Origin of the sequence: Acidovorax facilis, from assembly GCF_050626955.1 — a bacterium.
In the GTDB taxonomy this organism is placed as follows: domain Bacteria; phylum Pseudomonadota; class Gammaproteobacteria; order Burkholderiales; family Burkholderiaceae_C; genus Acidovorax; species Acidovorax facilis.
Window position 1 is genome coordinate 303414 of the sequence record NZ_CP192460.1, and the last position, 12393, is coordinate 315806.

General features: G+C 64.0%; 14 protein-coding genes. 9 read left to right on the plus strand and 5 right to left on the minus strand.

Annotation, left to right across the window (positions count from 1 at the left end; all coding sequences use genetic code 11):
* Positions 1-11: 11 nt before the first annotated feature.
* Positions 12-482 (minus strand): YqaA family protein, encoded by a 471-nt coding sequence (locus ACQ4MJ_RS01375; protein ID WP_176886973.1) that lies wholly within the window; start codon positions 480-482, stop codon positions 12-14.
* A gap of 165 nt (positions 483-647) precedes the next feature.
* Between ACQ4MJ_RS01375 and ACQ4MJ_RS01380 the strand changes: the two genes are divergently transcribed.
* The 4 genes from ACQ4MJ_RS01380 to purH all read left to right on the plus strand — a co-directional run bounded on the left by ACQ4MJ_RS01380 (position 648) and on the right by purH (position 4346).
* Positions 648-1211, plus strand: coding sequence for a D-Ala-D-Ala dipeptidase (locus tag ACQ4MJ_RS01380; protein ID WP_431150621.1), 564 nt, complete (start codon positions 648-650; stop codon positions 1209-1211).
* Positions 1212-1372: 161 nt separating this feature from the next.
* On the plus strand, positions 1373-2419 hold the full coding sequence (gene dusB, locus ACQ4MJ_RS01385) for a tRNA dihydrouridine synthase DusB (protein ID WP_426305073.1): 1047 nt from the start codon (positions 1373-1375) through the stop codon (positions 2417-2419).
* Positions 2416-2649, plus strand: coding sequence for a Fis family transcriptional regulator (locus ACQ4MJ_RS01390; RefSeq protein ID WP_015015597.1), 234 nt, complete (start codon positions 2416-2418; stop codon positions 2647-2649). Before dusB ends, ACQ4MJ_RS01390 begins: the two co-directional genes overlap by 4 nt.
* Positions 2650-2744: 95 nt before the next feature.
* Complete coding sequence (purH, locus tag ACQ4MJ_RS01395; RefSeq protein WP_431150616.1) at positions 2745-4346, plus strand: bifunctional phosphoribosylaminoimidazolecarboxamide formyltransferase/IMP cyclohydrolase; 1602 nt, start codon at positions 2745-2747, stop codon at positions 4344-4346.
* 81 nt (positions 4347-4427) lie between these two features.
* Here purH and pobA read toward each other — a convergent pair whose 3' ends face one another.
* Positions 4428-5612 carry a 4-hydroxybenzoate 3-monooxygenase gene (gene pobA / locus ACQ4MJ_RS01400; protein ID WP_431150613.1) on the minus strand — a complete coding sequence of 395 codons (1185 nt, stop codon included), beginning with the start codon at positions 5610-5612 and terminating at the stop codon, positions 4428-4430.
* A 201-nt stretch (positions 5613-5813) separates the two neighbouring features.
* On the opposite strand from pobA, the gene ACQ4MJ_RS01405 reads away from it, so the two are divergent.
* Positions 5814-6593 carry an IclR family transcriptional regulator domain-containing protein gene (locus ACQ4MJ_RS01405; protein ID WP_121505510.1) on the plus strand — a complete coding sequence of 260 codons (780 nt, stop codon included), beginning with the start codon at positions 5814-5816 and terminating at the stop codon, positions 6591-6593.
* Positions 6594-6601: 8 nt separating this feature from the next.
* Here the strand turns inward: ACQ4MJ_RS01405 and ACQ4MJ_RS01410 are convergent, their stop codons facing one another.
* The 3 genes from ACQ4MJ_RS01410 to thiD all read right to left on the minus strand — a co-directional run bounded on the left by ACQ4MJ_RS01410 (position 6602) and on the right by thiD (position 10749).
* Positions 6602-8353, minus strand: a complete 1752-nt coding sequence (locus tag ACQ4MJ_RS01410) for an alkaline phosphatase D family protein (protein WP_431150609.1) — start codon at positions 8351-8353, stop codon at positions 6602-6604.
* 142 nt (positions 8354-8495) lie between these two features.
* A complete protein-coding gene (gene hemL, locus ACQ4MJ_RS01415) occupies positions 8496-9806 on the minus strand; it encodes a glutamate-1-semialdehyde 2,1-aminomutase (RefSeq protein WP_431150606.1) in 1311 nt (436 codons plus the stop codon).
* On the minus strand, positions 9790-10749 hold the full coding sequence (thiD, locus tag ACQ4MJ_RS01420; RefSeq protein ID WP_218301742.1) for a bifunctional hydroxymethylpyrimidine kinase/phosphomethylpyrimidine kinase: 960 nt from the start codon (positions 10747-10749) through the stop codon (positions 9790-9792). The genes hemL and thiD overlap by 17 nt, the downstream gene beginning before the upstream one ends.
* 94 nt (positions 10750-10843) lie before the next feature.
* Between thiD and ACQ4MJ_RS01425 the strand changes: the two genes are divergently transcribed.
* Genes ACQ4MJ_RS01425 through ACQ4MJ_RS01440 form a run of 4 tightly spaced genes read left to right on the plus strand, consistent with a single transcriptional unit; the run spans position 10844 to position 12382 of the window.
* On the plus strand, positions 10844-11017 hold the full coding sequence (locus tag ACQ4MJ_RS01425; RefSeq protein ID WP_008903269.1) for a rubredoxin: 174 nt from the start codon (positions 10844-10846) through the stop codon (positions 11015-11017).
* Between the two features lie 58 nt (positions 11018-11075).
* Positions 11076-11474, plus strand: a complete 399-nt coding sequence (locus ACQ4MJ_RS01430) for a response regulator (RefSeq protein WP_034692846.1) — start codon at positions 11076-11078, stop codon at positions 11472-11474.
* Positions 11474-11839 (plus strand): response regulator, encoded by a 366-nt coding sequence (locus ACQ4MJ_RS01435; protein ID WP_010459520.1) that lies wholly within the window; start codon positions 11474-11476, stop codon positions 11837-11839. The genes ACQ4MJ_RS01430 and ACQ4MJ_RS01435 overlap by 1 nt, the downstream gene beginning before the upstream one ends.
* A 15-nt stretch (positions 11840-11854) precedes the next feature.
* The gene (locus ACQ4MJ_RS01440; protein ID WP_055393363.1) at positions 11855-12382 is read left to right on the plus strand and encodes a chemotaxis protein CheW; all 528 of its coding nucleotides are present in this window, start codon (positions 11855-11857) and stop codon (positions 12380-12382) included.
* Positions 12383-12393 lie beyond the last annotated feature (11 nt).

Consider the following 12393-nt stretch of genomic DNA (forward strand, 5'->3'; position numbering starts at 1 on the left):
TCGGCGGGCCACTACATCGCCAGATGCCCTGGCATGAAGTACAGCAACACGCTCGTCATAACCAGATAGCGGAAGAATTTGCCCACAGCCATATAGGCCAGGCAAGGCCAGAACGGCAGCTTGAGCCAGCCTGCCACAGCACACAGCGGGTCGCCCACCACGGGCAGCCAGCTCATCAGGCAGGCGGGGGCGCCAAAGCGCCGAAGCCAGTTCAGCGCGCGAACTTCAGTGGCATTGCCACGGGCCTTGTCCACTACCTTGTGAGCGCCCAGGCCCATCCACCAGCTCACACCACCGCCCAGCGTGTTGCCAACCGTGGCCACCAGGATGGCGGGCCAGAAGAGTTCAGGGTTGATCTTGATCAGGCCGAACACCGCAGGCTCCGAGCCCAAAGGCAGCAGCGTGGCGGAGATGAACGCCACCACAAAGACCGTGCTCAGGCCGAACTGCGGCAGCGCAAGCCATTCCAGCAGCTGGTGCATCCAGATTTCCATAGGGGCCAAGTGTAGGGCTGCGCAGCCGGTGCTTTGGTGCCAGAGGGCGCTGTCCTACGCCGGGCTGCGCCATCTGCGCATGGCTTGCAAGGGGCTCCTTTCTTATCGTGGTAACAACACCGTCCCCCGAAAAATTCCCAAGGAGGAGGCAGCATGCAACGTTTTGAAACCCACGTCTTCCCCAGCAGCACCGCTCTGGCTGGCGCGCCTGTCGGCTCTCGCTGGCTGCCGCTGGCCCTGGCGCTGCTGATGGCTGCCTGTGTGCACAGCCCACAGGCAGCGGTGCCTGAACTGCAACCCGCTGAGGTGCATGTCGCCAGCCCTTGCAGCGAAACACCTTCTGCGCGCGCCGCCTTGCAGCGGGTGGGCCAGGAATTGCAGGCGCAGGGCATGGTGTTGCAAGCCAGCTGCCCGGCCACTGGTGGCGGCTGGGTGGTGCAGGTGCGTGTGGTGGACGGCATGAAGGCCAGCAAGGTGGTGCGCGGGCCACTGGCCGATGGGCACGATGTGGACATGGGCACGCCTGCGGGGGAGGTGCTGGCGGGGGCAGAGTCGGCCGCCCAGGGCTTCTCGCCCGATGTGCTGCACAACCGCGCCTGGCTGCGTGCGACGATGGCCCGCCACCAGTTTGAAAACACCCCCGATGCCTGGTGGCACTATGCGCTGCGCGGCGCTGCACCGGTGCGCACCGCGGACGCTGACCTCGCCGCGCGATGACCTTGCTCCCTGCGGGGTGGTACTCGCCCCAGCTGCGCCTGAGGGTGACAAAGCCGTCCGATTTTCAGCGGTCGCGACATTTCATTTGCTGAAATTTTGAGCAGGTACAATCCTGCCTCCTTTTTCAGCATCTGCTGCTGCCTCCCTATCCCACCCCGCCCATGCACATCGGCCACATTCCTTTGGCGAACCGGTTGTTCGTCGCTCCGATGGCGGGCGTCACCGACCGGCCGTTCCGCCAGCTGTGCAAGGCGCTGGGTGCGGGCTATGCGGTGAGCGAGATGGTGACCTCGCGCAAGGACTTGTGGAACAGTCTCAAGACCTCGCGCCGGGCCAACCATGAAGGGGAGCCGGGCCCCATTGCCGTGCAGATCGCCGGCACCGATGCGCCGATGATGGCTGAGGCTGCGGTCTACAACGTGGAACGCGGCGCGCAGATCATCGACATCAACATGGGTTGTCCGGCCAAGAAGGTCTGCAACAAATGGGCGGGTTCTGCGCTGATGCAGAACGAAGCACTCGCGGTGGAAATTGCCGCTGCCGTGGTCGAGGCCTGCGCGCCCTTCAACGTGCCCGTCACGCTGAAGATGCGCACCGGCTGGTGCCAGGAGCACAAGAACGCCGTGCAACTCGCGCGGCAGTTCGAGGCCGTCGGCATCCAGATGCTGACCGTGCATGGCCGAACGCGTGAGCAGGGCTACAAGGGCCACGCGGAATACGACACCATCGCAGCCGTCAAGGCGGCGGTGAAGGTGCCCGTGGTGGCCAATGGCGACATCACTTCGCCCGAGAAGGCGCGCGATGTGCTGGCCGCCACCGGGGCCGACGCGATCATGATCGGCCGCGCCGCACAGGGCCGACCATGGATCTTCCGCGAGATCGGCCACTTTCTGGCCACGGGCGAACACCTGGCACCACCGCTGGTGGCCGAGGTGCGCCGCCTGCTGCTGGACCACCTGCAAGACCACTACAGCCTGTATGGCGAGCTGACCGGGGTGCGCAGTGCGCGCAAGCACATTGCCTGGTACCTGCGCGCGCTGCCGGGCGGCGAGGCCTTCAGGCAACACATCAACACCATCGAAGACTGCACTACGCAGTGGCAGGCCGTGGCCGACCACCTGGACGCCCTCGGGCAACAGATGGACCGGCTGCCTGCCGCCACGGGCTTGGACGCAGAACCAGAAGAACAAGAGGGATTGGCTGCATGAGCAAGAAACACATAGAAGAATGCGTGCGCGAGAGCCTGCAGGGCTACTTTCGCGACCTGGGCGGCGAGACGCCCGATGGCATGTACGACATGCTGGTGCGTGTGGTCGAAAGGCCGCTGCTGGAAGTCGTGATGCAGCAAGCCGACAACAACCAGTCCCGCGCGGCCGAATGGCTGGGCTTGAACCGCAACACGCTGCGCAAAAAGCTCGTCGAGCACAAGCTGCTCTGACGTCATTGTGTTATTTGCTATTTAATTTGTAGCTTTTTGCGCCTGATGGATAAGCGCTAGAGCCTGTTTTTATTCAAACTCTCCCCTCCCACACCATGAACGCACTTCTTTCCGTCTCCGACAAGACCGGCATCGTCGAATTCGCCCAAGCGCTGCACGCGCTAGGCATCAAGCTCCTGTCCACCGGTGGCACCGCCAAGCTGCTGGCCGACAAAGGCCTGCCCGTGACCGAAGTGGCCGAGGTCACCCAGTTCCCCGAGATGCTCGACGGCCGCGTGAAGACGCTGCACCCCAAGGTGCACGGCGGCCTCCTGGCGCGCCGCGATGTCCCACAACACATGGCCGCGCTGAAGGAACACGGCATCGACACCATCGACCTGCTGGTGGTCAACCTCTACCCCTTTGAAGCCACCGTGGCCAAGGCCGGTTGCACGCTGGCCGACGCCATCGAGAACATCGACATCGGCGGCCCCGCCATGGTGCGCAGCGCTGCCAAGAACTGGAAGGACGTCGGCGTGATCACCTCGGCCGACCAGTACGAGGCCGTGCTGGCCGAGCTGAAGGCCGGTGGCAAGCTCAGCGACAAGCTGCGTTTTTCGCTGTCGGTGGCTGCGTTCAATCGCATCGCCCAGTACGACGGCGCCATCAGCGACTACCTCTCGTCCGTCACGTTCGAAGAAGAAAAACTGTCGGAAACCTACGTGCCCACGCGCACCCAGTTCCCCGGCCAGAGCAACGGCATCTTCACCAAGGTACAAGACCTGCGCTACGGTGAAAACAGCCACCAGCAAGCCGCGCTGTACCGCGACCTGTACCCCGCGCCTGGCTCGCTGGTCACCGGCGTGCAATTGCAGGGCAAGGAGCTGAGTTACAACAACATCGCCGATGCCGATGCCGCCTGGGAATGCGTGAAGAGCTTTGACGCCGCCGCCTGCGTGATCGTCAAGCACGCCAACCCCTGTGGCGTGGCCGTGGGCCTGGACGCGCTGAGCGCCTACAGCAAGGCCTTCCAGACCGACCCCACCAGCGCTTTCGGCGGCATCATCGCGTTCAACCGCGTGGTGGACGGCCCGGCCGCCCAGCAGGTGAGCAAGCAGTTTGTCGAAGTGCTGATGGCCCCCGACTTCACGGCCGAGGCGCTGGAGATCTTCAAGGCCAAGGCCAATGTGCGCCTGCTCAAGATTGCACTGCCCGCGCATGGTGGCAAGACCGACTGGGAACGCGGCCGCAACGCCATGGACGCCAAGCGCATCGGCTCGGGCCTGCTGCTGCAGACCGCCGACAACCACGAGCTGTCGCTCATCGACCTCAAGGTCGTGACCCAGAAGCAGCCCACGCTGGAAGAAATGGAAGACCTGCTGTTCGCCTGGAAGGTGGCCAAGTACGTCAAGAGCAATGCCATCGTGTTCTGCAAGGGTGGCATGACCATGGGCGTGGGTGCGGGCCAGATGAGCCGCCTGGACTCGGCCCGCATCGCCAGCATCAAGGCGGGCCACGCAGGCCTGACCTTGCAAGGCACGGTCGTAGCCAGTGACGCCTTCTTCCCCTTCCGCGACGGCCTCGATGTGGTGGTCGATGCAGGCGCCACCTGCGTCATTCAGCCCGGTGGTTCCATGCGCGACAACGAAGTGATTGACGCCGCCAACGAGCGCGGCGTAGCCATGGTGTTCAGTGGCGTGCGCCACTTCCGCCATTGATTCGACCGGCGGTCATCCAGCAAAAAGCGGCTTCCAAGGAAGCCGCTTTTTTTATGCCCTCTGTCAGGATGAAGATGAGGTTCAGGTGCCGAAATTCATCGGCAGTCCCACATAGTTCTCGGCCAGCGACACCGAAGCAGCGCGTGAGTTCACCAGGTAGTCCAGCTCGGCCTCCTGGATCTTCTGGCCGAACTCGCCCGTCTCGGGAAAGCGGTGCATCAGCGAGGTGAACCACCACGAGAAGCGCTCGGCGCGCCACACGCGGCGCAGGCAGCGGTCGGAGTAGGTGTCGATGCCCACGGCGGATTTCTCTGTGTAGAACTCGGTGAGCGCGGTCCACAGGTAACCCACGTCGCTTGCCGCCAGGTTCAGGCCCTTGGCGCCCGTGGGCGGCACGATGTGGGCCGCGTCGCCCGCCAGGAACATGCGGCCAAACCGCATGGGCTCGGCCACAAAGCTGCGCAGCGGGGCAATGCTCATCTCCAGCGCCGGGCCGGTGACCAGATTGGCACGTGCCTCAGGGTCCAGGCGATTGCCCAGCTCGGCCCAGAACTGGTCGATGGTCCAGTTCTCGATCTTGTCGGTGTTGGGCACCTGCACGTAGTAGCGGCTGCGGGTGGCGCTGCGCATGCTGCACAGCGCAAAGCCGCGCTCGGTGTTGGCGTAAATCAGTTCGTGCGAGACGGGCGGCACATCGGCCAGCACACCCAGCCAGCCAAAGGGGTAGACGCGTTCGTAGGTCTTGAGCAGGTCGGCCGGGGCGCTGGCGCGGCACACGCCGTGGTAGCCGTCGCAGCCTGCGATGAAGTCACAGGCCAACTCGTGCGTCTGGCCGTCCTTCTGGTAGGTCACGCGGGGGCTTTGGCCTTCGAAGTCGTGCACTTGTACGTTCTGCGCGTCGTACACGGTGGTCAAGCCTTCTGCCGCGCGCGCGTCCATCAGGTCGCGCGTCACTTCGGTCTGGCCGTACACCGTGACGCGGCTGCCGCCGGTCAGCTCGTGCAGGTCGATGCGGTGGCGCTGCCCCTTGAACAGCAGCTCGATGCCATCGTGGGGCAGCCCTTCGGCATGGGCACGGGCCCCGACACCGGCCTTGTCCAGCAGGTCCATGCTGACCTGCTCCAGCACGCCGGCACGGATGCGGCCCAGCACGTAGTCGGGGCTGCGCTGTTCGATGATGACGGCGTCAATGCCGGATTTGTAGAGCAACTGGCCGAGCAGCAGACCGGCGGGGCCTGCGCCGATGATGGCAACCTGGGTACGCATGGTGGACAACCTCACAAAGGCGTTAGAAAGCGGTAAAGGAACAGGGCCAAGCGTAGGTTGATCCATGTCAATTGAAGCCCGGCCCACGCCGCTATCGTGCGATTGATGAATCTGATGTGCGATCATCGCGCAATCTTCCATAGCCTCGGCTCACCTCCAGTCTTCGACCAGGCGACCGACCCCAGGCGCCCCAGGCAAACCATGACCACCGTACCCATCGCCAAGGCAGATTTCATCGAAGGCATGGCCAAGGGCATGGCGGTGCTGGAGAGTTTTGACACCGAGCGCCAGCGGCTCAATGCCACGCTGGCTGCGCAGCGCACCGGCCTCACGCGCGCGGCGGCGCGGCGGCACCTGCTCACGCTGGCGCACCTGGGTTATCTGGAGACGGATGGCAGCTACTTCTGGCTGGCGCCCAAGGTGCTGCGGTTTTCAGGCAGCTACCTGGCCTCGGCCCGCCTGCCGCGTGTGCTGCAGCCCACGCTCAACCGGCTGGCGGCGCAGACGCAGCAGTCGTTTTCGGCCGTGGTGCTGGATGGCAGCGAGGTGGTGATCGTGGCGCGCAGCGGGGTGTACGGCGCGCCGTCGCGCGTGCTGGCCTATGGCCTGCACCTGGGGGCACGGCTGCCGGCGCACCCCACGTCCACGGGGCGCGTGCTGCTGGCGGCATTGCCTCCTGCGCAACTCACTGCGTGGCTCAAGGCCTGCTCACTGCACCGCCTCACGCCCCACACCATCACCCAGGTCGGCCCGCTGCGGCAGGTGGTTGCCAAGGTGCGGCGCGATGACTATTGCCTGGCGGTGGAAGAGCACGAACTGGGCGTGCACGCGCTGGCCGTGCCCCTGCGCAATCTGCAGGGCGACACGGTGGCGGCGCTCAATGTGGTGGCGTCGCCCAAGCAGGTGGATGAAAGCAGTCTGCAGCGCGACATGCTGCCACTGCTGCAGGAGGCCGCCCGCGAGTTGCGCGGGCTGCTGTAAGCCTGAGCTTATGCCGCGACAATGTGCCCCGTGCCCGCCGCGCCCGCCAGCACCTTCAGAGATTTGTCGGTGCTGGCCGTGTAGTTGCGGCTGGTGATGGTGCTCACGTACACCCAGTCGGCGCGGCACTCCGTGGCGGTGGCAGTCAGCACCATGTAGCCACGGCGCGAGGTATCGCAGTACTTCAGCGGCGCGATGAGCTGCTGCAGCGCACCGGCCAGTGTGGCGGGGTTTTCGTTCGGCAGGTATTCCTCAAACCCCGGCGAGGTGACGGACGAGGTGGCAAATTCCACACCCACGGCATTGCCGCTCATGTCCCGCAGCTCGTTGGCCCAGGCGTTGTGGGTGTCGCCCGACAGCACCACCAGGTTCTTGCCCAGGCTGCGCGAGGTGGCCAGCACCGTCTCGCGTGCCACCTGGTAGCCGTCCCAGGCGTCCAGGTTGTAGGGAATGGAGGGCTGCGCCAGGATGGCCTGCTCGGCCGGTGTGAGGCTGGCGGGCGCTGTCTGCGCGCGTCCCACCAGGGCCGCGTACTGGCTGACGGTGACGCCTGCGCCGGGTTGCAGCGTTTCCATCAGGATGGGCGCGGGAATGTTCATGCGACCCATCAGCACCTGCTGCCCCAGCACCTGCCAGGTAGCGCTGGATGTGGCCATCTGCTGCTGAAGCCACTGTGTCTGCGTGGTGCCCAGCAGCTGGCGACTAGTGCTACCCACGGCGGCGGTGAACGCGGCGGCGTCAAAGCCGGTGGCGGTGAAAAACTGGCCGTAGTCGAGCTGCTCATCGCGTGCCACCACGCGGGTGTCGAGCATGTGCAGCGCCACCAGGTTGCCGAATGCAAAGCTGCGGTAGATCAGCTCGGGCTGCACGTTGCGGGTGGGCATCCACTCGTGGTACGCCTGCATGGCCGCGGCTTTGCGCGCGCTGAAACTGCCTTCGGTGGCGCTCTGGTGGTTTTCTGCGCCGTTGCTCCAGGTGTCGTTGGTGATCTCGTGGTCGTCCCACACGGCGATCATGGGGGCGGCTGCGTGCAGGTCCTGCAGGTCGGAGTCGGTTTTGTATTGGGCGTGGCGCTGGCGGTAGTCGGCAAGGCTCAGGATCTCGTGGGCAGGCTGCGACAGGCGCCCCAACGCGCCTGCGTTGGCTGACGCATATCCACCCCGGGCATATTCATAGACGTAGTCGCCCAGGTGGACGGTGGCATCCAGGTCATTGCGGCGGGCCGCGTCGGCATACACATTGAAGTAGCCGGCGGGGTAGTTGGCGCACAAAAACACGGCCAGCTTGACCTGCGCCACGCTGCCGGTGGGCAGGGTGCGCGTGCGGCCGGTGGCGGTGTGGGCAGCGTACGCACGAAAGCGGTAGTAGTACGCAGTGGCCGCCTTGAGCCCGGTGGCATCGACCTTGACGGTGAAGTCCTTGCTGGCCAGCGCCGTGGTCTTGCCTTGGGCAGCGATGGAGGTGAAGTTGCTGTCTGTGGCAAGTTCCCATTCGACAGGGATATCGCTGGTGTGGCCAGCGGGTGGGGTCACCCGTGTCCACAGCATCACGCGGTCGGCCAGCGGGTCGCCGCTGGCGATGCCGTGTGCAAACTGCACGGCAGGCGCATCGTCATCGCCGCCGCCGCAGGCCGCCAGCGGCAGGGTGCCCAGCGCGGCTGCAGCGATGCCGAGCTGGCGCACGAAGCGCCGCCGCCCGGCATCGGCCTGCGCAGCGTCGCGGAAAGGGTGGGAGGTAGAGACGAGGGGTTTGTGTGCCATGGCGCGGGTGGTGTGGGGTAAAACACCCGAGCCTGCCCGCATTGCATGACGGCCGCGTGAAGCGAGGGCGCTGCGCCCCCTGCTACAAAAAAATATCAATAAAAAAAGCCTCTAGCGCTTGGTGGTAAAGCGCTGGTAGCTATTATTTTGATAGCTCTTTGAACACTGCGCGCGCGGCAGCCACGGTGGCGGCAATGTCTTCGGGTGTGTGGGCGGCGCTGACAAAACCGGCCTCGTACAGCGCAGGTGCAATATAGATACCGCGATCAAGCAGGCCGTGGAACAGCTGGTTGAAACGCGCGCTGTCGGTCTTGAGCACCTGGGCGTAGTTCTGGGGTAGCTCGGGCATCAGGAAGAAGCCGAACATGCCGCCTTCGCTGTCGGTGCTGAAGGGCACGCCTTCAGCCGCCGCCGCAGCGGCGAGGCCATCAACCAGGGAGCGTGTGGTGGCCGACAGTGCGTCGAAGAAGCCCGGCTTCTTGATCTCGCGCAGCGTGGCCAGCCCGCAGGCCGTGGCCACAGGGTTGCCCGACAGCGTGCCTGCTTGGTACACGGCGCCCAACGGTGCGAGGTTTTCCATGATGGCGCGCGGGCCACCAAAGGCTGCCAGCGGCATACCACCGCCAATGACCTTGCCCAGCACCGTGATGTCGGGTTTGAAGCCGGGGATGCTCTTGGCGTACACGCTCTGCGCGCTGCCCAGGGCCACACGGAAGCCCGTCATCACCTCATCCAGCACCAGCAGCGCGCCGTATTCGGTGCACAGCTCGCGGCAGCGGCGCATGAAGGGCACACTGGCGCGCACCAGGTTCATATTGCCCGCGATGGGCTCGATCATCACGCAGGCCAGTTCCTTGCCGTGCAGGGCAAAGGCCTCTTCGAGCTGAGCGACATTGTTGTACTCGAGCACCAGGGTGTGCTGCACCACCTCGGGCGGCACGCCCGCGCTGGTGGCGTTGCCAAACGTGGCGAGGCCCGATCCGGCCTTGACCAGCAGCGAATCGGCATGGCCGTGGTAGCAGCCTTCGAACTTGATGAACTTGCTGCGGCCTGTGGCGCCACGGGCCAGGCGGATGGCGCTCATGCCCGCTTCGGTACCCGAGCTGACTAGGCGGATCATTTCCATCGACGGCACGAGGCTCAGGATTTCCTCGGCCAGCTCCACCTCGCGTTCGGTCGGTGCGCCAAAGCTGAAGCCTTCGAGCGCTGCGCTCTGCACGGCTTCGAGCACAGCGGGGTGGCCGTGGCCCAGGATCATCGGGCCCCAGGAGCCGATGTAGTCGATGAAACGCTGGTCGTTGGCGTCCCAGAAGTAGGCGCCTTTGGCGCGCTTCACAAAACGCGGCGTGCCGCCCACGGCCTTGAAGGCCCGCACGGGCGAATTCACGCCGCCGGGGATCAGCGCCTTGGCGCGTTCGAACAGGGGGATATTGAGATCAGTGCTTGGTGTCATGGGGGGGCATCACAAAGCCTTCGAGGGCCTGTGCTTCGTCAATCGGGAGTTCTTCTTCGTCACCATCGGCCTCGTCATCGTCGGGCTGGGCCCAGAACATGCGGTCGGGCACGATATGCCCCATGCCGGGGCGAAAGCCGGCATCCAGGCAGCGGTCGAGGTAGCCCAGAGCTTCGCTGGTGGCTTCGCCCAGGTCGTTGCCGCTGGCCACCAGGGCTGTGAGGGCGGCCGACAAGGTATCGCCCGCGCCGGAGAAAGTGGCGTCGAACAGTTCGAACTTGCCACTGCCCAGCACGGTCTGGGGGGAGGCCAGCACGTTCTCGACAAACTGCTCGGGCAGGGGAATGCCGGTGACCAGGGTATAGGGCACGCCCATTTCGGAGGCGGCCCGGGCAATGTCGCGGGCTGTGGGGCTGCGGTCGCTGGTCCAGTCGGGCAACAGCCAGCGCCACAGGGTGCTGTGGTTTCCAACCAACACCGAGGTCTGCGGTAACAACAATTCGCGGAAGGCATCCAGGTACTCGTCGATCAGCTCATCGCGCCACCAGGACAGGTTGGGCATGTACGCTATCACCGGGACTTCATCATAGTCTGTGGTTATCTCGGCGATGGTGCTGATGTTCTCCGGACTGCCCACGAAACCGACCTTGATGGCCTGGACCGGCAGGTCTTCCAGCACGGCCCGGGCCTGCTCGGCCACCGCCTCGTCGTCAAAGCTGAAGTGGTCGAAAATCTGCGCCGTGTCGCGGGCATAGGCGCCTGTGACCACGGCAATCGGATGCCCGCCCACGGAGGCAATGGTGGTGATGTCGGCTGTCAGTCCGCCAGCGCCGCTGGGGTCGCTGGCATTGAAGACGAGCACGCATGCAGGGCTTGCGTCCTCCAAACCGTCATCTTCAATATCTATGCTTTCGGGGGGGGGAGGGGATGCTTTGATGGTCATGGACCAGATCCTGCTTGAGGGGTGGCACCGAAGCCGCAGCCCACGGAGATGACTAGATACAATCGTTGCATTCTATGTGAAGGCCCTTTAAGCTGTGATCGACTCTAAAACTTGGATGTGTTTGATTTGCGGTTGGATTTATGACGAAGCAGAGGGTTCACCTGAGCACGGCATTGCACCCAATACACCATGGGATCAGGTTCCGATGAACTGGACCTGCCCCGAGTGTGGGGCCCGCAAGGAAGACTTCGAGATGGTTCAGATTTGAGGCGCACCAGCATCATGTGCTGCTGCGTTGTTTTTTTCTCCATCAGGAGCAGTAACAATTGACTACAACAGGCGCATCTTTCAAAGTGCTCGTGGTGGATGACAGCAACACCATCCGTCGAAGCGCCGAGATTTTTCTCAAGCAGGGGGGGCACGAAGTCTTGTTGGCCGACGACGGCTTTGATGCTTTGGCCAAAGTCAATGATTACCAGCCTCAGCTGATTTTCTGCGACATCCTCATGCCCAAGCTCGACGGGTACCAGACCTGCGCCATCATCAAGCGCAATGCCCGTTTTGCAGATACTCCGGTGGTGATGCTGTCCTCCAAGGATGGTGTATTCGACAAAGCGCGCGGGCGCATGGTCGGCTGCCAAGAATATCTCACCAAACCGTTTACCAAAGACCAGTTGCTGCAAGCCGTGCAGCAATTTGGCAATGCCCAACAAGGAGCGATGTAATGCCCATCCAGAAAGTATTGGTCGTCGACGACTCGAAGACCGAGTTGATGTTTTTGACCGACCTGCTTCAGAAAAAAGGCATGCAGGTACGCACCGCAGAAAATGCCGATGAGGCTTTCCGCCGTCTGGCGGAGGAAAAGCCCGACCTGATCCTCATGGACGTTGTCATGCCCGGCCAAAACGGCTTCCAGCTCACACGTGCCATCACCCGCGACCCGCTGTACGCCGATGTGCCCATCATCATGTGCACCAGCAAGAACCAGGAAACGGATCGCGTCTGGGGGATGCGGCAGGGTGCGCGCGGCTATATCACCAAGCCCGTGGATCCCGCTGAACTGCAGGCCAAAATTGACGCTCTGAACTAAGGCTGCGGCGCGTTCATGGCCAACCGCGAAGCCCTGCGAGAGCTCCAGACCCGACTTGCCAGCCGCCTTCAGGCTGCAAGAACCGAAGGGTCCTCTGTTTCATCCTGGCTGGCTGTCGAGTCGGCCGGGAGTTTTTACTTGCTGCCACTGGGTCAGTCGGGGGAGATCTTTCCCTGGGTCTCGATCCAGGCGGTGCCCTACACCCAGCGGTGGTTTCTGGGTGTGGCCAACCTGCGCGGCGGGCTGGTCGGCGTGGTGGATCTGGCAGGCCTTCTGGGTTCAGCCGCTCCGCGCACGGAGCAGGCCTTGTCCGAAGCCAGCCTGCTGGCCTTCAATGCCGCCCTGGAGGTCAATGCAGCGTTGCTGGTGGATCGCCTTGCAGGCCTGCGTGGGACCGATGCATTTGTGTCTTCTGAGCCGCCCGCCGAGGATTCGCCCGCGTTCTTTGGCACCACCTATATCGATTCCAGCGGCACACGCTGGCAGGAGCTGAACTTGCAGATCCTGTCCCAACATCCCGCTTTCCTGAGCATCAGTGCTTGAGTTTTTCTGTA